We start from the raw sequence: 20,143 nt of genomic DNA, 5'->3' as shown, positions 1-20,143 counted from the left end.
GCAGGCGTCGGTGAGTCGCGCTGCCAAGCACAGGTTCCGGTACTGTAATAGAATACTACTTTTTCGCACAAAACTCAAGTAGCAGTTCCCTGTTTTTCAAAGTAACGCCTTGCTGCCGTTTCATCCCGTTTCATTTCTTCAATCAAGTCCTCCACGCGGGCGAACTTTTTCTCTTCGCGGATGCGCGCAAGCCATTTGACAACTGCTTCTTCCCCGTAAATGGTATCGGAAAAATCAAGCAGATACACTTCTGTCGTTTTTTCATATTCTTCCGGATTTTTAAACGTAGGATTGTAGCCAATGCTGCATAAGCCGTTATGCCACGTATCCGCGACCTTCATTTGCACAATGTATACCCCGTTTGGCGGCAGCATATACGACGCGGTAAGCTTTAGATTTGCCGTTGGAAACCCGAGCTGTCGTCCCCGCTTCTCCCCATGGACGACAATGCCTTTGATCTCATAATCGCGCCCGAGCAGCGGCTTCACTTCCCCGACTTTTCCTTCCCTGATTTTTGACCGGATCAGGGTGGAGCTGACTTTTTCCCCGGTATTTTCAAGGGCCAGTTTTTCAATCACCGTAATCCCGAACCTGCCGTTTGCATATTCAGGGAGATTCTCCATATTGCCTTTCCCGAATTTGCCGTATGTATAATCAAAACCAGCAACAACATGTTTCACACCGAGTGCGGCCAGATATTGGTCGACAAATTGCTGCGGCAAAAGAGACGCAAAACGGGAGGTAAAACGGACGACGAACAGATAATCGACACCAAGTTTTTCAATCAACTTGATCTTGTCTTCAAGCGGTGTAATCAGTTCAATGCCATCCTTTTTCTTTCCCAGCACAATAGAAGGATGGGGTTCAAATGTCATGACGGCGCTTTTCCATCCGTTTTTTTCAGCGATCCCGCGGGCTGTTTTAATCACTTTCTGATGTCCGAGATGGATGCCGTCAAAATAACCCAATGCGATGGCAAGCGGCGGAAAATCGCCGGGTTTAAAGGAATGGGGATGATGGACCGTTATTGTTTTCAAAATTTCTCACCTTTTCCCTTTTACAAATTGAAGCAGCCGCCTTCCTTGTTTTATACCCGGAAGGCTTTTTATATCACTTTCGCCGGTTTGATAAAGCCGGGCCTGCCGGAATGCGCCACGTATACCGCGAGTATTTTTCCGCGGAAAAAGACAGCAAGCCTGTCTCCTGTTTCCGGCCAGGTCTCCGGTTTTTTCAACACGGCACCGTTCTTTACTTTCTCTGCTAATGTATCACTAATTTCCCATTTCGGCAAATGGCGGATCCCGGCCTCGAGCGGGTAGAGCAGGCTTTCCCTGTCGCCGGTTTCCGCGGCTTTTTCAATCTCCTGAAAGGTGGCGCATTGTTCCTTTGAAAAACCGCCTGCTTCAATTCTTGTAAGATTGGACATATGTGCCGGATAGCCGAGCTTTTCTCCGATCATAACAGCAAGCGTGCGGATATAGGTGCCTTTGCTGCATGAAGCGCGGAAACGGAACGACACAACCGGCCCTTCAAAATATTCCCGCCCGTCCAATAGTTCAAGGCTGTAAATTTGCACATTCCTTTTAGGGCGTTCCACTTCGATGCCCGCCCGCGCATATTCATACAACCTTCTTCCGTTCACCTTGACGGCGGAAAACATCGGCGGGATCTGGGTAATATGCCCGGTAAACGAAGCGAGTGCGGCTAAAATTTCTTCCCGGCTGATCGGCCGGCTAATTTCCTTTTTTTCAATGATATCGCCGGAAGCATCTTCTGTCGTCGTTGAAATCCCGATCGTTGCTTCACCTTCGTAAGTTTTGCCGGCATCCTGAAGGTATTCGGCAATCTTTGTCGCACGCCCGATGCAAACCGGGAGGACCCCTTCCACATCCGGATCAAGCGTGCCGGTATGGCCTGCTTTTTTTGTGCCGAAAAGCTTCCGGATTTTAAAAACACAGTCATGGGAAGTCATCCCCGCCGGTTTCCAGAGCGGTAAAATGCCATCCATGGCGCCACTTCCTTTCGCAAATCCAATAGAATCACTCAAAAAAAGGAAACTTACCGAACCGTGTTCCGGCTCCGATCAGTTTCCTGAAACATTCATTCATCCGTGTCATGGATTTTTTTGATCAGCGTCTCAATGCGGTTGCCGTATTCGATGGATTCATCGATTTCAAAAATCAGTTCAGGCGTTTTGCGGAGCCGGATCCTTTTGCCAACTTCCGAGCGGATAAAGCCTTTTGCTTTTTCCAGGCCGTCAAGGGTGTCTTTCTTTTGTACCTCATCGCCGAGGACGGTGAGGTACACTTTTGCCTGCTGAAGATCGCCTGTTACTTCCACATCGGTTACAGTGACAAAGCCGACACGCGGATCTTTTAGTTTTCGCCCGATAATGTCGCTCAGCTCTTTTTTCATTTGCTCGCCAACCCTATTTGCACGAAGATTCATCAATCACACCTCATTTATAGCCATTCAATATTTGTTTCAAGACGCTCCCATTCAGGGAAGGAATCCAGAAAGAGAATTGCCCGCTGCAATTCTCTTTCAGCCGCCGCCCGGCTTGAAGCAACGGTCACGACTTCAACGAGGGTCCGCTGCCAGGCATCCTGGAAATCCATTTCACCGGCTGCAACATTATATTTTTGCTTTAGCCGCGTCAATATTCTTTGCAGCACTGCCCTTTTTTCTTTCAATGAACGGGCATCATAAATGCGAAATTCGCAACGGGCGCTCCCAATCATGCTCTTTCAATTTCCTCCATGATAAAGGACTCGATGACATCTCCTTCTTTGATGTCATTAAAGTTTTTAATCGTAATCCCGCATTCATATCCCTGGTTGACTTCTTTCACATCATCTTTATAGCGTTTCAGCGTATCAATTACACCTTCATAAATGACCACGCCGTCACGGATGACGCGCACGCCGCTGTCACGGGTGATTTTTCCGTCGGTGACATAGCCGCCCGCAATCGTGCCGATCCGTGATACTTTAAACGTCTGCCGCACTTCAACCTGGCCGATGATTTTTTCTTTGTATTCCGGATCAAGCATCCCTTTCATGGCAGATTCGATTTCTTCGATCGCTTTGTAGATAATGCGGTGCAGGCGGATATCCACTTTTTCCGTTTCGGCTGCGCGTTTGGCGTTATTATCCGGGCGGACATTAAAGCCAATAATAATCGCATTCGAAGCGGAAGCAAGCGTCACATCGGATTCATTAATCGCGCCGACGCCCGTATGGATAACGTTAATGTTGACGCCCTCCACATCAATCTTTTGCAAAGCGGCGGTCAATGCTTCTACAGAGCCTTGCACATCCGCTTTGACAATCACATTTAATTCTTTCATTTCCCCTTGCTTCATTTGCTCAAACAACGTGTCAAGGCTGACGCGCGCGGTTTCGTTACGGTGCGCCTGGACAGCCTGTTGTTTCCGCGCTTCCCCGACCTGGCGGGCTGTTTTCTCATCTTCAAAGACAACAAAACGGTCGCCGGCTTCCGGTACATCATTTAAACCGGTAATTTCAACAGGCGTGGACGGCCCTGCTTCTTTCACGCGACGGCCGAGATCATTGACCATCGCACGGACGCGCCCGTAAGTGTGACCGACTACAATCGGGTCGCCGATGCGCAAAGTGCCGTTTTGTACGAGCAAAGTGGCAACCGGGCCCCTGCCTTTATCAAGGCGCGCTTCAATAACCGAACCGAGTGCGCGGCGGTTCGGGTTTGCTTTCAGTTCTTCCACTTCGCTGACAAGCAAAATCATTTCAAGCAGATTGTCAATCCCTTCACCGGTTAGAGCAGAAATCGGGACAAAAATCGTATCCCCGCCCCAGTCTTCCGGAACCAGATTGTATTCCGTCAGTTCCTGCATGACTCGTTCGGGGTTCGCTGTCGGTTTATCAATTTTATTGACCGCAACAATGATCGGAACGCCGGCTGCTTTCGCGTGGTTAATGGCTTCCACTGTCTGCGGCTTCACGCCGTCATCGGCAGCAACAACAAGCACGGTAATGTCCGTCACTTGCGCCCCCCGCGCACGCATTGTTGTAAAGGCTTCATGCCCCGGCGTGTCTAAAAATGTAATTTTTTTGCCGCCTACTTTCACCTGGTATGCACCGATATGCTGGGTAATCCCGCCTGCTTCTCCGGCGGTGACTTTTGTATGGCGGATGGAATCGAGCGTTGTCGTTTTCCCATGGTCAACATGGCCCATAATGGTGACAACCGGCGGGCGGACTTCGAGGTCTTCTTCACGGTCTTCCGTAAAATACGTTTCCAGATCCGTCTGGTCAACGATCACTTTTTCTTCCACTTCAACGCCGTATTCCGAAGCAATCAGTTCAATGGCGTCTTTGTCAAGCTGCTGGTTGATCGTTGCCGCAACGCCGAGCAGGAACAGTTTTTTAATAATTTCGGAAGGTTCCCTGTAGAGCTTCTTCGCAAGTTCCGCAACGGTCAGCGATTCTGTGAACGTAATTTTTTCAGGCAGTTCTTTTACCTTTTGGACCGGCTGCGGCTGCGGTTTGAAGTTTTTATTTTTCCGGTTATTTTTCTTTTGTTTGTTAAACGGCCGTCCGTTGTTGCCGCGGTTTCCGTTATTGCTACGGTTTCCATTGCCACTGTTGCGGTTATTCCCGTTGTTCCGGCTGTTCCCGCTGTTTTGATTATTCCTGTTGTTGCCCGCGGCTTGGGTGTTTCCATTGCTCCGGTTGTTGCTTGTGTTCTGGCTGTTTCCGTTATTCCGGTTGTTACTTGCAGCCTGGCTTTTTTCGTTATTCCGGTTGTTGCTTGCGGCCTGGGTGTTTCCATTGCTCCGGTTGTTGCCGCCGGTTTGGCCGTTCCTGTTATTCCGATTGTTGCCGCCCGTTCTGCTCTTCCCATCGCTGCGGTTGCTGCCGCCAGAGCGGTTATTGTTATTGTTTCTGCTGTTTCCGTTATCCCCTTGGTTTTTGCTGTTTTGGCCGTTTCCGTGATTCGGCTTCTGGTTTTCGCGCCGGGTGCGGTTTTCGGGTTTGTTTCCTTGTCGGTCCCCGGTTTCGGACCTGGTGCTTCTTTCATTTCTGGTCGGCCCGTTTTGCCCGTTTTTCTTGCCATCCTGCTGATTTTTGCCGCTGTAAACCGTATCCAGCTTCCTTACTGTTTCCCCATCGATCATTGACATATGATTGGATACCTCTATATTCATTTGTTTTAGTTTCGTGATAATTTCCTTACTTGATGTATGATGAGCTTTCGCATATTCGTAAACACGTATTTTGCTCATGTCGTCACCCCCACCTATGATTCATCGAGCAGTTCAGCAAGTTTTTCCGCAAATCCGCGGTCACTTACTGCCACTGCGACTCTCGCCTCTTTCCCAATGGCTTTTCCAAGCATTTCCCTCGTCTCTATCCACCGTACCGGTACATGATAGAAACGGCATTTGTCTAACAATTTTTTTGACGTATTGGATGAGGCATCTTTTGAAAGCAATACAAGTTTTGCCTGGCCTGCCCGGATTTCTTTCAGGACAGGCTCCTCTCCCGAAACGATCTTTCCTGCCTTGAACGCAAGGCCTAAAAGGGACATTGCCTGCTTCCCGTTCATGATTTTTGTTTATTCTCCTTTTTTTCCTTTTGAATAAACGCGATGATTTCATCGTAAAAAGCATCTTCTACAGCGGCACCAAGATGGGATGAGAGAATATTTTTTTTCTTTGCCAACAGCACCGCTTCCTCGTCTTTTGAAAGATAGGCGCCTCTTCCTGACTTTTTCCCGGTCGGGTCAATCGAAACATCGCCTTCCTTGGAACGGACGATACGGACCATTTCTTTTTTCGGTTTCATTTCTCCCGTTGCTACGCATTTTCTCATCGGAATTTTCTTACGTGTCGCCATCAGCCCCACTCCTTATTCGATCTCTTCATCTTTCCCGCCGTTTTCAGGCAGATCCGCTTCTTTCGCATCCGGTACGGCCAGTGCTTCGGAAGTGCGGCCGGCATCATCGTCATCAAAAAGCCCCGGTGTTTCCCCGTCTATGTCATCATTGGTTTCAGAACGCGGATAAATGCCTGACTCCCTTGCATCCGTTTCGCTCTTAATATCAATTTTCCAGCCTGTGAGTTTCGCGGCAAGCCGGGCGTTTTGGCCGCGTTTCCCGATTGCAAGCGACAGCTGGTAATCCGGAACGATGACCGTTGTAGCCTTATTGTTTTCGTCAACAAGCACATCAAGCACTTTTGCAGGGCTTAACGCATTTGCTACAAATTTAGCCGGGTCGTCCGACCATTTTACAATATCAATCTTTTCCCCGTGAAGTTCATTTACAATCGCCTGGACGCGCTGCCCTTTAGGCCCGACGCATGCGCCGACAGGATCAACCTCCGGGCGGTCGGTGTAAACCGAAATTTTCGAACGGTCCCCTGCTTCGCGGGCGATCGAACGGATTTCTACGATGCCATCGTAAATTTCCGGCACTTCAAGTTCAAACAGCCGTTTTAAAAGGCCGGGATGGGTGCGCGAGACAAAAATTTGCGGCCCCTTTGTTGTCCGTTCGACTTTTGTAATGTAGACCTTAATCCGGTCATGCGGGTTGTACGTTTCATTCGGGGATTGTTCCCCCGGCGGCAGCAGTGCTTCTGTTTTTCCGAGGCTGACATACGTAAAACGCGGATCTTTCCGCTGCACAATCCCGGTCATGACCTCGTCTTCACGGTCGATAAATTGATTGTAAATGATTCCCCGTTCCGCTTCCCGGACGCGCTGCGTGACAACCTGTTTTGCTGTCTGTGCGGCGATCCGGCCAAAATCTTTCGGCGTGACTTCCAATTCGACAACATCGCCGATTTCATAAGACGGATTGATTTTCTGGGCATCTTCAAGCGAAATTTCAAGGCGCGGGTCAAATACTTCTTCAACCACGTCTTTACGCGCGAACACACGGATCGTCCCGTTCGCCAGATTTAAATCCGTCCTTACATTCTGTGCCTGGTTAAAATTGCGGCGGTATGCCGATACAAGCGCGGCTTCGATGGCTTCAACGAGCACATCCCGCGAAATTCCTTTTTCTTCTTCAAGTATCGTAAGCGCATCTACCAGTTCTGAGCTCATGGAAATTGGATCCCCCTTCATTTTTTGAAAAATGATGCATTTTTAAAATTCAACGGCAAGCCGTGCGTTGGCCACTTTGTCATACGGAATTTCCTTCTCGATTTTCTTCGTTTTCACTTTACATTCTAATGTTAGGCACCCGTTGTGAAAAGCAATCAATTTTCCCTGGAACGTTTTCTCCCCGTCAAGCGGTTCATACGTTTTCACGAGGACGGTCCGGCCGACAGCACGTTCAAAGTCACGCGCTTTTTTTAACGGGCGTTCCGCACCCGGGGAGGAAACCTCAAGGAAATAATTATGGGGAATCGGGTCCGCTTCATCGAGCTTTTCCCCGAGCCGTTCGCTGACGAGCCCGCATTCTTCGATATCGACCCCGTTTTCTTTGTCAATATAAACACGAAGAAACCAGTTTTTTCCTTCTTTGACGTATTCAATATCAACAAGTTCAAGGCCGAGCCCTTCCACAACCGGGGATGCCAGTTGTTCCACCACTTCAACGACTTTACTCATGCTGACCTCCTCAAAAATCCGATTTAAAACACGAAAGAGCGGGGTGATGGCCCCACTCTTTCGCACGAGCGTTTATCCGTAGTATTTCCATAAAAAACTATACCATAACAGGCAAAAAAAAGCAAACAGCGGTCCTTAACCCGTATTTAGAAAAGCGACAGCTGGTTCTGCTCCGGCAGCGACTCTAAGCAGCCGTGCCCGTCAAGGTATTCCATAATCGTTTTGGAGACTTTTCCGCGGCGCTGCAAGTCTTCTTTTGAAAGGAATTCACCTTCTTCACGCGCTTTTACGATATTGACCGCGGCGTTTGTACCAAGACCCGGAATCGCATTAAACGGCGGAATGAGCGAATCGCCGTCAATGACAAACTTGTCTGCTTCCGATCGATACAAATCAATCGGCTGGAAGCGGAAGCCGCGCGCCGTCATTTCAAGCGCCAGTTCGAGCACGGTCAGCAAACTTTTCTCCTTCGCCGATGCGTCCATCCCTTTTGCATTAATTTCACTGATTTTTGCCTTGATGGAATTCGAGCCGTGGATCATGACATCGAGATCGAAATCCTCCGCGCGCACCGTAAAATACGTCGCATAGTAGATCAGCGGATGGTACACCTTGAAGTAAGCGATCCTTACCGCCATCAGCACATAGGCGGTGGCGTGGGCTTTCGGGAACATATATTTAATCTTTTTGCACGATTCAATATACCAATTTGGCACGTTTTGCTTGATCATTTCCTCTTCCATTTCAGGCGTGAGCCCTTTCCCTTTCCGTACCGATTCCATAATTTTAAAAGCAAGGGACGGCTCTAAGCCCTGATAGATTAAATAGACCATAATATCGTCCCGGCAGCCGATTACTTCAGGCAGGGTGCATGTGCCGTTTTGGATCAGTTCCTGGGCGTTGCCGAGCCATACGTCCGTTCCGTGCGAAAGCCCTGAAATCTGGACCAGTTCGGCAAAAGTCGTCGGTTTTGTATCTTCGAGCATTTGGCGCACAAACTTTGTGCCAAATTCCGGAATGCCGAGCGTGCCGGTTTTGCACATAATCTGCTCTTCCGTAACCCCGAGCGGTTCCGGCCCGCTGAAAATTTTCATCACTTCCGGGTCATCGGTCGGGATCGTTTTCGGGTCAATCCCGCTTAAGTCCTGGAGCATGCGGATGACGGTCGGATCATCGTGCCCGAGTATATCAAGCTTCAAAATATTATCGTGGATCGAGTGGAAATCAAAATGCGTTGTCCGCCATTCCGAATTGTGATCGTCCGCCGGATACTGGATCGGCGTAAAATCGTATATATCCATATAATCCGGGACGACGATAATGCCACCCGGATGCTGGCCGGTCGTCCGTTTCACCCCGGTGCAGCCCTGGACAAGCCGGTCAATTTCCGCGCTCCGGAATGTCAGATTATGGTCCTGGGCATACCCTTTTACATAGCCGTAGGCCGTTTTTTCCGCAACCGTGCCGATCGTGCCGGCGCGGTATACATACTCTTCGCCGAACAACACTTTTGTATAGGCGTGGGCGCGCGGCTGGTAATCGCCCGAAAAGTTCAGGTCAATATCCGGTACCTTGTCCCCTTTAAAGCCAAGGAACGTTTCAAACGGAATATCATGGCCGTCTTTTTTGTATTTTGCCCCGCACGCCGGGCAGTTTTTATCCGGCAGGTCAAAACCGGAACCGACCGAACCGTCATTGAAAAACTCGGAATGCTTGCAGTTCGGGCACACATAATGCGGCGGGAGCGGGTTGACTTCGGTGATTTCCGTCATCGTTGCAACAAGCGAAGAGCCGACAGACCCCCGCGAACCGACAAGGTAACCGTCATTCAATGATTTCTTGACAAGTTTATGGGCAATCAGATAAATGACCGCAAATCCGTGACCAATAATGCTTTTTAGCTCTTTTTCAAGCCGTGCTTCGACAATTTCGGGAAGTGGATCCCCGTAAATCCTTTTCGCGCGCTTATAGCTTTGCTCGCGGATTTCTTCTTCCGCCCCTTCAATTTTCGGCGTGTACAACTCATCTTTTACCGGCTTGACGTCCTCGATTAAGCCGGCAATTTTATTCGTGTTGTCAACCACGATTTCTTTTGCCTTTTCTTCGCCTAAAAACGAGAAGCATGCAAGCATTTCATCCGTCGTGCGGAAATGCACGTCCGGCAGCCGGTGCCGGTTCAGCGGATTGGCACCGCCCTGGGAGCTGATCAGGATTTTCCGGTAAATTTTGTCTTCGGGGTTTAAATAATGGACATTGCCTGTTGCGACAACCGGCAGATTTAATTTTTCCCCGAGCCTGACGATTTTCGTGATGATTTCTTCAAGCGCCTTTTCATCCCTTATCAGTTCCTGGTCGATGAGCGGGGCGTACACTTCTTTCGGATGGACTTCAAGATAATCATAAAAGCGGGCGATCTCCTCTACTTCCGCCGGATCTTTCTGCATCATGCCTTCAAATACTTCGCCTTTGTCACAGCCGGACCCGACGAGAATGCCTTCCCGGTACTTTTGCAGCTCGGAACGCGGAATACGCGGCACACGGTAAAAGTAATCGATATGGGAAAGAGAAATCAGTTTAAATAAATTTTTCAAGCCTTCCTGCGTCCGGACAAGCAGCGTGCAGTGCGACGGGCGCGCCCGCTTGTACGCGCCGCCTTCCCCCATATACTGGTTCAGCTCGTCATGGTATGTGATCCCCCGGTTACGGGCATCTTTCAGCATTTTTAAAAAGATTTGTCCTGTTGCTTCCGTATCGTAGATTGCGCGGTGGTGCTGGGTCAGTTCCACATTGAATTTTTTCGCGAGCGTGTTCAGCCGGTAGTTTTTGAAATCCGGATATAAAAACCGTCCGAGTTCGAGCGTATCAATGACGGGGTTATTGGATTTCGGCAGCCCGGCTTTTTTCAGGCCAACGTTTAAAAACCCGATGTCGAACGAAGCATTGTGGGCTACAAGCACCGCGTCGCCAATCCATTCATTGTATTCTTTCAACACTTCGGAAATGTCCGGCGCATCTTTTAACATATCGTCGGTAATATGGGTCAGCTCAATAATCGTATTGGACAGCGGACGTCCGGGATTGGCAAACCGTTCAAACGTATCGACCACTTCGCCGTCTTGGATTTTCACCGCAGCGATTTCGATGATCGTATCATAAACGGCAGATAATCCCGTTGTTTCAACGTCAAAGACGACATATGTCGCTTCATCAAGGTGGACGTGCGCATCATTATAGGCAATCGGCACCCCGTCGTCGACAAGATTGGCTTCAACGCCGAAGATGACTTTTATACCGTTCTTTTTGCCGGCGCTGTAAGCTTCCGGAAAACTTTGCGCGACGGCGTGGTCTGTGATCGCAATCGCCGGATGGCCCCATTTTTTTGCCTGGGCGACAAGGGTAGACGCGGAAGTGACCGCATCCATCTGGCTCATCGGCGTATGGAGATGGAGTTCGACCCGCTTCTCATTTTCCGGCGCATGGTCTTTCCGGACGCGCGGGGCTACTTCAGAAAGATCGTTGGCGATCATGACCAGATCACGGACAAACGTATCGTTCTGGATGCTGCCGCGCGCACGCAGCCACATCCCTTTCTTCACGCGGGCAAATTGTGCGGCATCTTCCTTATCCCGCGAAAACATCTTCACGAGAATGGAGCTCGTATAATCGGTGATTTTTAACGTCAAAAGCGTCCGCCCGCTGCGCAGTTCTTTCGTTTCGACGTCAAACACATAGCCTTCCACCGTAATCCGCCGTTCTTCATCAACAATCTCGGAAAGGCGGCGGATATCATCATCGGGCGGGATTCTCAGCCCGATCATAAGCGGTCCCGCGTCGTGCGTTTCTTCCCCGCTCTGTTGCTCATTCACGTGCTTCTGCATTTCGAGAACGGCCTGTTTTGCCCGTTCCTCATCTTCTTTTTTCTTTTCTTCCATAAATTTGGCGTATGCTTCACTTGCTTCAGGTGCCGCCGAAATTTCCGTGTCAAACATCAGCTGCGGAAAACCGGCCCGTTCGTAAAAACGGACGATCCATTCCCCGTATTTTTGTTTTAATGTCGCTGCTTCCGGTTCATTGCGGCCGGTTACCACCAGCTTATTGCCGGAAAGTGACGGCACCTGCTCCGCAAGTAGGGACAAAAGCATCGGCGACATGCCTTCCAGTTCTCCTAGGCACGCTTTCCAGTAATCGGCAATCAGCGCCGGCCCAAAAGAAGGGTCTTTCGCCCGGATTGAAAAACGGACGTCGGCAATATGCTGAAAAGCCTGGCGCAAACGGGTTGTAAATGTCAAGTACACTTCAAAGGGGAGAATTTTTTCGAGCAAAAAATAAAAATGCCATCGCTTTGACTGGCGTTCCACAACTAGTTTTTCAATTTCTCCGTATTTAAAATGCTCGTAAAACCTGTCATCAAGCAGTTCCAGCTGCCGGAGCAAAATCTGGAACCTTTCTTTCTTTCCGGCGGGATTTTCAATCATCTTGTCCTCTCCCATCCTTTTTCATTCAATCTATCTTTATCTTAAAAAACAAGCGTCCCGAATGCAATCTTTCCGGAATTTTTCCCGGTAGTGTTGAAAGGTTCGGGTGTTGAAATTTTCCAGGCAAAACATTTTCTGCCTCTTTTTTGCAGGAAAAGAAGAGAAGCACCGGCCGGTAAGCCGATGCCCCTGTCATGAAGCAAGTTGTGCTAAAATATTAGAAATTGTCTCGGCCAAATCCTCTTTTTTCACTTCGAGCACTTCCCCGGTTTTTCTGATTTTCACTTCGACGATGCCTTCCGCCGCTTTTTTCCCGACGGTTACCCGGACAGGCAGGCCGATCAGGTCGGAATCCGCAAATTTCACACCCGGGCGCTCGTTTCTGTCATCCATCAAGACGGTAAACTGCTTTTCAAGTTCCGCATGGAGCGATTCTGCAAGGGCGGATTGTTGGGCATCCTTCATATTTACCGGAACGAGATGCACGTCAAACGGCGCCAGATTGACAGGCCAAACAAGCCCTTTATCATCGTTATGCTGTTCGCACACTGCTGTTAAAGTGCGGGAGACACCAATCCCGTAACACCCCATCAACATGACCTGCTCCCTGCCGTTTTCGTCTAAAAAGGCGGCGTGCATGGCCTCACTGTATTTTGTGCCGAGTTTGAAAATATGCCCGACCTCTATGCCGCGTGCAAACCGGATCGTTCCCTTTCCGTCCGGTGACGGGTCGCCTTCCTGGATATTGCGGAGATCCCCGTATAGATCGACGCGGTAATCCCTCTCCGGATTCGCATTCACATAGTGGAAGTCATTCTCATTGGCACCGCAAATGCCGTTGACTACATAGCGGACGGCGTGATCGGCCAAAATCCGGATCTGTTCCGGCGCGCCGACAGGGCCGAGCGAACCGGGATCCGCCCCCATGATCGACTTGATGGCTTCCGGATCTGCCATTTCAATCGTTTCAGAACCGAGAAGATGTTTGACTTTGACTTCATTTACGTCATGATCGCCCCTGACCAGCACAATGACATATTCATCATCCGCTTTCAGCACAAGGGTCTTCAGGCATTTTTCAGGATCTGCCTTTAGAAAGTCCGCAATTTGCGCGATCGTTCTTTGCCCCGGGGTCGGAATTTTTTCGAGCGGTTTTTCCGCTTCATCCGGCTTTGTGTAAACGGTCTTCACTTCCGCCATTTCAATATTTGCCGCATAATCGGATGAGTCGGAATACGCAATGGTGTCTTCCCCGATTTCAGACAGCACCATAAACTCCTGCGTATCTTTCCCGCCGATCGCGCCCGAGTCCGCCAATACGGCGCGGAAATCCAGTTTGCACCGCGAGAATATATTGGTATAAGCCCGATACATATCCTTATACGTCTCATCAAGGCTCTCTTTGTTGGCATGGAAAGAATACGCGTCTTTCATGATGAATTCCCGTCCGCGCAGCAAGCCGAAACGCGGGCGCTTTTCATCCCGAAATTTCGTTTGAATTTGGTATAAAGAAAGCGGCAGGCGTTTATACGATTTTACTTCGTTCCGAATTAAACTTGTGATCACTTCTTCATGCGTCGGCCCGAGCGCAAAGTCCCGTTCATGCCGGTCCTTAAGGCGCATCAAATCCGGCCCGTAAGAATACCAGCGCCCCGATTCCTGCCACAATTCCGCCGGCTGGAGGGACGGCATCAGCAATTCCATGGAACCGATAGCTTCCAATTCTTCGCGGATAATCGCTTCAATTTTATGTAAGACTTTTTTCGCGAGCGGCAAATACGTATAAACACCGCTTGCAATTTGCCGTATGTAACCGGCACGGAGCAGCAGCTGATGGCTTTTCACCTCGGCTTCTGCCGGTACGTCCCGCAATGTCGGAATAAACAATTTGCTCTGTTTCATACATCGCACTCCCGTATTCATTTATTATAGATCAGTCGCGTTGATTACGTTCCTTCGTTTCTATTCCCCCGATTCAGCAAACCAGGTCCAAGGTTGGATGGTAAGAGATTGTAAATCAAAAGCCGGGCCAGGGTGCTAGAAATGCAGATTTTAAAAGGGATCCGCACGGTAAAAATACGAAGATTTGGCGTTGCTTGTGAAGACGAGCGGGCCAAACCGGGCTAATGGCGGATCAAAAATGCAAATCCATTTTATAACCGTCTCCGTAAAGCAGGTAAGGAAGCAGGCCCTTTTGCAACAGGGCCCGCTGGAACCCCCTCGAAACCGGAAACTTTACAGGAAAAATCTTTGGATATCATTCCAGGTGACAATAATCATCAACAGCATCAGGAGCGCAAAACCGATAAAATGGACGATGCCTTCTTTTTGCCGGTCAATCGGTTTGCCCCGCAATGCTTCGATGCCGAAAAACAGCAGCCTGCCGCCATCTAAAGCCGGCAGCGGGAGCAGGTTCATAATCCCGATGTTGATGCTCAACAATCCTGCCCATTTAAACAAATAAATGATGCCCGACTTGGCGACGGTCTCTGTTGATTTGTAAATGCCGACAGGGCCTGACAGCATATCAATGGAAAAGCCGCCGCTGATCAGGTGGCCAAGCAGTTTAAAAATTTCCACCGTCCAAACGTATGTCTGTGTAATGCCGTACGTGGCTACTTTCAGCGGGGAATGGTCAACCGGGCTGGTCACGCCGATTCTCCCGATGGTCTTCCCGTCCTCTGAAATGCTTTTTGGCGTCACCGGAATGTCCATTGTTTTGCCGTTCCGTTCCACTGTAAACGTAATTTTTTCATCAGGGTGTTTTTGGATCACGTCGACAATGTCATTCCACGTCGAGATTTCGGCACCGTCAATGCTGATCACTGTATCCCCTTTATGCAGCCCGGCCTTTGCCGCAGCACTGTCCTTGACAACCGTTCCGAGCACCGGATCGGTCATCGGCACCCCCTGCACCACGGCCATAAGGGTAAAGACAAGGGCTGCCAGAACGAAATTCATGAGCGGGCCCGCAAAAATCGTGAGCGCCCGCTTCCCAAGCGATTTGGAGGCAAACTGGCGGTCCCAAGGCGCGATTTGCATTTCCATCCGGTCTTCGACAAGCACGGCATCCCTTTTCACTTTAAACGTCCGGAGGTGTTCATCATCGCCTTCTTCATAGCCTTTGATTACAAGCGCACGTTCCAGATCTGCAGATTCCGTTTCAATCATGCGCAATCCGGTATACCGGTCTTTTCCGTTCACCACGATTTTTTCAACGGCTTCGTTTTCATCGAAAAGCAGCCCAACCCGCTGGCCTGGCTTCAACTCCGGCATATCCGGGTCTTCCCCCGCCATCCGTACGTATCCGCCGATCGGAAGCAGGCGGACGGTATACTGCGTTTCGTTTTTCTTAAACGAAAGGATCTTCGGGCCGAATCCGATCGCAAATTCGCGGCATAAAATCCCGGCTTTTTTGGCAACAAAGAAATGCCCGGCTTCATGGAAAATGACAAGTGAACCAAAAATCAAAATAAAGGCTATAACTGTCGTCAAATGAATACCACCTTACTTTAAAATAGTCTCCGCCTTTTTCAGGAACTCCGGGCAAGCTCCCGCTTATATGAGCGAGGCCACATAGTCCCGCGTCTCACGGTCAACGGCCCAGATCGTTTCCAAATCAGGGTGTATAATTACATTATGCCTTGCAAGCGCCTTTTCAATCAACTGATCAATTTGCAAAAACGAAATTTTTTCCTGCAAAAAGGCATGGACCGCCACCTCATTGGCCGCATTCAGCACGGCCGGCATCGATCCGCCGGCTTTTCCGGCTTCATAGGCAAGTTTCAGGCAGTAAAAGCGTTCTTCATCCATTTTTTCAAAATGAAGCCGGCCGATTTCCGCCAAATCGAGCCGCTTTGCATCCGGTAGCGGCAACCTTTTTGGAAATCCGAGCGCATATTGAATCGGGATGCGCATATCGGGCATCCCGAGCTGCGCCTTTACGCTGCTGTCACGGAATTCGACGAGAGAGTGGATGATGCTTTCGCGGTGCAGGATAGTATCAATTTTTTCAAAGGGAAGGCCGAACAGCCAGTGTGCTTCAATGACTTCGAGCCCTTTATTCATCATTGTTGCCGAATCAACCGTGATTTTGGCGCCCATCGACCAATTCGGGTGGTTCAGCGCATCTTTTACGGTGACGGTTTCAAGCTGTTCCCTTGTATAATCACGGAAACTGCCGCCGGATGCGGTAATGATGAGCCGTTCGATCTCATCCCGGTTTTCCCCTTGCAAACATTGAAAAATGGCGGAATGCTCGCTGTCGATCGGAAGAATTTCAGTTTCGGCGCGCCTTGCTGCATCCATCACGAGGTGGCCAGCTGTGACGAGCGTTTCTTTATTGGCGATCGCAACAGTTTTCCCCGCCCGGATCGCCTCCAAAGTCGGCAACAGCCCGACACTGCCAAGCACCGCATTGACCAAAATATCCGATTCGGCATATACCGCCGTTTCGACCATCCCTTTTTCCCCGTAGAGCACAACCGGGCTGTCCCCGAATTCGGTTTTCAGCCGGGCACAGTCTTCTTTGTCAGCGACAGAGACAAGCGCCGGATGAAACTCCGAAATAATTTTCCTCGTTAAATTGAGATTTCTCCCTGCTGAAAAGGCCGCGAGCCGGAATGCTTCCGGATGGTTCCGGATCACATCCAGCGTTTGTGTACCAATGGAGCCCGTCGCCCCCAATAAGCTGATTTGCTTCAATGCTATCCACCTCTTTTTCTATCCCGCCATCATTTTTAAAAAATGGATAAGCGGGAGGACAAACAATAAACTGTCAAAGCGGTCCAAAATGCCGCCGTGCCCGGGCAGGATTTTCCCTGCGTCTTTTACCCCGTAATGCCGTTTATACGCGGATTCCACCAAATCCCCGATCTGGCCGAAAACGGAGAGGACGACCGTGGACACCATGAGCCGCCCGAGCCCGAGGCCGATATTGGAATAGAAAAAAAACAGCACAGCAACAATGACCGCACACAGTACGCCGCCAAGCGCGCCTTCAACCGTTTTATTCGGGCTGATCTCTGGCCACAGCTTATGCTTTCCAAAAGCCCGTCCGACGAAATAAGCGCCGGAATCCGTTGCCCAAATGAGAAACAGGGCGTAAAAAATATAGGTTATGCCCGCATCTGGCGCATTTCTTGTTTCAATAAAATAATAAAAGCCGATGCCAACGTAGATGGCGGACAAAATGTGGAAACCAGCCTGCTCAAATGTAAACCGGTTTTTCGTCACCACCATGTAGGCAAGAAAAAGCAGCACGATCATATACACCAATTCAAGCTTTGAAAAGCCTGTTTGTGCGATGACATGCATATACTTTGATGGAAATAAAATCAGCCAAAGCAGCAGGACGGAAAGGAGGCCGCCAAAGGAAAAAAATGACTGTTTTCCCATCCGCAACAGCTCGTATAGCGCAACGGTCGCCATGGCATACACGAGCAGCGCAAACGGCCATCTCCCGTATATCACAAAAGGAATAAAAAAAGCTGCTGCCACGATGGCTGTAATGATTCTTTGCTTCATTCAGACTGCTCCTCACTTTTTAAACCGCCGTATCTTCGGGAACGTTTTTGATATTCTTCAATCGCACTTAAAAAATGTTCCTCATTAAAATCCGGCCATAACACATCGGTAAACACAAACTCCGTATACGCCAGCTGCCACAACATAAAATTGCTGAGCCGGATTTCCCCGCTCGTCCGGATTAAAAGGTCGGGGTCCTGCAGGCCGTGCGTCATTAAGTACTGGTGGAACACTTCCTCGGTCAGCTCGTTTTCATTCATTATACCATTTTTTACATCCATTAAAATATTTCTCACGGCGCGCATAATTTCATCCCTGCTCCCGTAGTTCAACGCAAAATTGAGAATCAGCCCGTCGTTTTGCGCCGTTTCACTGATCGCTTTATTGATGGCCCTTTGAGTATGAAGCGGGATTTTTTCTTTGCACCCCATCATCTGCACTTTCACATTTTCCGCTTTCAGCTCGGGAAGATAAGTGGATAAAAATTCTTCCGGCAGCTTCATTAAGTATTCCACTTCTAATTTTGGCCGTTTCCAGTTTTCTGTTGAAAAAGCATACAGCGTCAATACTTTGATTCCGAGCCGGTTGGCGATACGGGTAATTTTCCGGACGGTTTTCATGCCTTCGTGATGGCCGGCCACCCGCGGCAAATGGCGTTTTTTCGCCCATCTTCCGTTGCCGTCCATGATGATGGCGACATGTTCCGGGATGGCGGCAGCTTTCACTTTTTCGCCGCGGGTTGTCGTGTCGCGGCCTTCTTTATCGAAAGATTTCCATCTTTTTAAATTCATATGCACATTTGCCCTCCAAATGGTATCCGCCTGCAACTTTATGCACGGTACCGCGGCCATACGTGTTCAGTCGTTTCCGGCAAAAGTGGTATGACCTTTGTATTCCATTTGCCAACCTCTATTATAGAGAAAATGGATGCGTTTGTGTAGTTCTGTTTTTTAAACGATCCGGCCATTTGGTTTGGGGGTGTATGGAAAACCGGCTTTGTATCCCCTTTTAAACGCGTGTGTAGCCCCATTTTCCGGCAATATGACAGGATTTTAGAACCGGAACATTCCATGCTCCCGGGAAAAGCGCGCACTGATAACATAATAAAAAACTTCCATCGGCCGCTTGCCAACGGAAGTTTTTTGTCCGGCAGTCAGACTTCCATAATTTCCTGCTCTTTTGTTTTTGTCATTTTATCGATTTTTTGAATGTGCTGGTCGGTGATTTTCTGAACGTCTTCCGCGAAACCACGATGCTCATCTTCTGTAATCTCACCGTTTTTCTCCTGCTTTTTCAGTTCATCATTGGCATCACGGCGCACGTTACGGATGGCAACTTTTGCTTCTTCCGCTTCTTTTTTGATGAGCTTCACCAGTTCTTTTCTACGTTCTTCCGTTAAAGGCGGGATGGAAAGGCGGATTACGGAACCGTCATTATTCGGCGTAAGGCCGAGATCCGATTTTAAAATGGCCCTTTCAATTTCACCCAGCACCGTTTTATCATACGGCTGGATCACCATCAGGCGCGCTTCCGGCACGGAAATGGACGCAAGCTGGTTTACAGGTGTCCTAGCGCCGTAGTAATCTATCGTGATTTTATCGAGCAGGGCCGCGTTTGCACGCCCCGCACGGATGGAGCCGAGTTCGCGCTGAAAAGCCTGGATTGCTTTTGCCATTTTATCTTTTGCAGTGTCAATGACCTGATTTGCCATCATATTTTCCCCCTAACGATTGTCCCAATGGTTTCGCCCAAGACGGCGCGTTTGATGTTTCCTTCCTCCATAATTGAGAATACTATAAGCGGGATGTCATTGTCCATACATAAAGAGGACGCGGTGGAGTCCATGACAGCGAGGCCGTCTTTGATGACATCCAGATATGAAAGCTCTTCATATTTCACAGCATCTTTGTCCAGTTTCGGATCGGCAGAATAAACACCGTCCACATTATTTTTTGCCATTAAAATGACATCGGCTTCAATTTCTGCTGCACGCAGCGCGGCGGTCGTATCGGTGGAGAAAAACGGGTTGCCCGTACCGGCGGCAAAAATAACGACACGACCCTTTTCCAGATGGCGGATGGCCCGCCTTCTGATATAAGGTTCTGCCACCTGGCGCATATCAATGGAAGTCTGCACGCGTGTTTCCACGTCGCTCTGTTCCAGGCTGTCCTGAAGGGCCATTGCATTCATGACCGTGGCGAGCATGCCCATATAATCAGCCGTTGCCCTGTCCATTCCCATCTGGCTGCCGATCTTGCCGCGCCAAATATTGCCGCCGCCGACGACAATCGCCACTTCAACGCCAAGCTCGACAATTTCTTTTACTTGCCGCGCGACGGACTGGATGACCGTCGGATGAATACCAAAGCCCTGCTCTCCAGCCAATGCCTCACCACTTAATTTCAATACGACACGTTTATATTTAGGGGTGTCCATTTTGAACCTCCAATATGGTTATGTAAAATTGCCCCGGTCCATCTTTGCCGGTAAACGGGGCGTTTTTTTTGCAAGGTTAAAATCCTGCCTTCTTTTAAAAAGAGG

Annotated in this window: 17 protein-coding genes; all 17 read right to left on the bottom strand. The window is 49.4% G+C overall.

Annotation, left to right across the window (positions count from 1 at the left end):
• Positions 1 to 74 precede the first annotated feature (74 nt).
• The 17 genes from ribF to pyrH all read right to left on the bottom strand — a co-directional run bounded on the left by ribF (position 75) and on the right by pyrH (position 20,038).
• Positions 75 to 1,037 carry a bifunctional riboflavin kinase/FAD synthetase gene (gene ribF, locus OF158_RS07075; protein WP_014095409.1) on the bottom strand — a complete coding sequence of 321 codons (963 nt, stop codon included), beginning with the start codon at positions 1,035 to 1,037 and terminating at the stop codon, positions 75 to 77.
• A gap of 68 nt (positions 1,038 to 1,105) precedes the next feature.
• The gene (truB, locus tag OF158_RS07070; protein ID WP_014095410.1) at positions 1,106 to 2,008 is read right to left on the bottom strand and encodes a tRNA pseudouridine(55) synthase TruB; all 903 of its coding nucleotides are present in this window, start codon (positions 2,006 to 2,008) and stop codon (positions 1,106 to 1,108) included.
• A 92-nt stretch (positions 2,009 to 2,100) separates the two neighbouring features.
• Entirely contained in the window at positions 2,101 to 2,448 is a 348-nt protein-coding gene (rbfA, locus tag OF158_RS07065; protein WP_014095411.1) for a 30S ribosome-binding factor RbfA, read from the bottom strand.
• A 14-nt stretch (positions 2,449 to 2,462) separates the two neighbouring features.
• Entirely contained in the window at positions 2,463 to 2,741 is a 279-nt protein-coding gene (locus tag OF158_RS07060) for a DUF503 domain-containing protein (protein ID WP_014095412.1), read from the bottom strand.
• Positions 2,738 to 5,266, bottom strand: coding sequence for a translation initiation factor IF-2 (infB, locus tag OF158_RS07055; RefSeq protein ID WP_014095413.1), 2,529 nt, complete (start codon positions 5,264 to 5,266; stop codon positions 2,738 to 2,740). Before infB ends, OF158_RS07060 begins: the two co-directional genes overlap by 4 nt.
• Positions 5,267 to 5,280: 14 nt before the next feature.
• Positions 5,281 to 5,589 (bottom strand): YlxQ family RNA-binding protein, encoded by a 309-nt coding sequence (locus tag OF158_RS07050; RefSeq protein WP_014095414.1) that lies wholly within the window; start codon positions 5,587 to 5,589, stop codon positions 5,281 to 5,283.
• Positions 5,586 to 5,879 carry an RNase P modulator RnpM gene (locus OF158_RS07045; protein WP_014095415.1) on the bottom strand — a complete coding sequence of 98 codons (294 nt, stop codon included), beginning with the start codon at positions 5,877 to 5,879 and terminating at the stop codon, positions 5,586 to 5,588. The genes OF158_RS07050 and OF158_RS07045 overlap by 4 nt, the downstream gene beginning before the upstream one ends.
• A gap of 12 nt (positions 5,880 to 5,891) precedes the next feature.
• Positions 5,892 to 7,091, bottom strand: coding sequence for a transcription termination factor NusA (nusA, locus tag OF158_RS07040; RefSeq protein WP_017551544.1), 1,200 nt, complete (start codon positions 7,089 to 7,091; stop codon positions 5,892 to 5,894).
• Positions 7,092 to 7,133: 42 nt separating this feature from the next.
• Positions 7,134 to 7,601: a ribosome maturation factor RimP gene (gene rimP, locus OF158_RS07035; RefSeq protein ID WP_017551543.1), complete on the bottom strand. Its 468-nt coding sequence runs from the start codon at positions 7,599 to 7,601 to the stop codon at positions 7,134 to 7,136.
• Positions 7,602 to 7,747: 146 nt separating this feature from the next.
• A complete protein-coding gene (locus OF158_RS07030; RefSeq protein WP_035181738.1) occupies positions 7,748 to 12,076 on the bottom strand; it encodes a PolC-type DNA polymerase III in 4,329 nt (1,442 codons plus the stop codon).
• A gap of 192 nt (positions 12,077 to 12,268) precedes the next feature.
• Positions 12,269 to 13,978 (bottom strand): proline--tRNA ligase, encoded by a 1,710-nt coding sequence (locus OF158_RS07025; RefSeq protein ID WP_014095419.1) that lies wholly within the window; start codon positions 13,976 to 13,978, stop codon positions 12,269 to 12,271.
• 333 nt (positions 13,979 to 14,311) lie between these two features.
• Positions 14,312 to 15,571 carry an RIP metalloprotease RseP gene (gene rseP / locus OF158_RS07020; RefSeq protein ID WP_014095420.1) on the bottom strand — a complete coding sequence of 420 codons (1,260 nt, stop codon included), beginning with the start codon at positions 15,569 to 15,571 and terminating at the stop codon, positions 14,312 to 14,314.
• A 63-nt stretch (positions 15,572 to 15,634) separates the two neighbouring features.
• Entirely contained in the window at positions 15,635 to 16,780 is a 1,146-nt protein-coding gene (locus OF158_RS07015; protein WP_014095421.1) for a 1-deoxy-D-xylulose-5-phosphate reductoisomerase, read from the bottom strand.
• Between the two features lie 18 nt (positions 16,781 to 16,798).
• Complete coding sequence (locus tag OF158_RS07010; protein WP_014095422.1) at positions 16,799 to 17,602, bottom strand: phosphatidate cytidylyltransferase; 804 nt, start codon at positions 17,600 to 17,602, stop codon at positions 16,799 to 16,801.
• Positions 17,599 to 18,393, bottom strand: coding sequence for an undecaprenyl pyrophosphate synthase (locus tag OF158_RS07005; RefSeq protein WP_014095423.1), 795 nt, complete (start codon positions 18,391 to 18,393; stop codon positions 17,599 to 17,601). The genes OF158_RS07010 and OF158_RS07005 overlap by 4 nt, the downstream gene beginning before the upstream one ends.
• A gap of 362 nt (positions 18,394 to 18,755) precedes the next feature.
• A complete protein-coding gene (gene frr / locus OF158_RS07000; RefSeq protein WP_026104623.1) occupies positions 18,756 to 19,313 on the bottom strand; it encodes a ribosome recycling factor in 558 nt (185 codons plus the stop codon).
• The gene (gene pyrH, locus OF158_RS06995) at positions 19,313 to 20,038 is read right to left on the bottom strand and encodes a UMP kinase (protein WP_014095425.1); all 726 of its coding nucleotides are present in this window, start codon (positions 20,036 to 20,038) and stop codon (positions 19,313 to 19,315) included. Before pyrH ends, frr begins: the two co-directional genes overlap by 1 nt.
• Positions 20,039 to 20,143 lie beyond the last annotated feature (105 nt).

Source organism: Weizmannia sp. WK01 (genome assembly GCF_025905465.1).
GTDB lineage: Bacteria > Bacillota > Bacilli > Bacillales > Bacillaceae_C > Weizmannia > Weizmannia faecalis.
The sequence above is the reverse complement of the archived record's forward strand: the minus strand, read 5'-3'. Positions and strand labels throughout refer to the sequence as shown.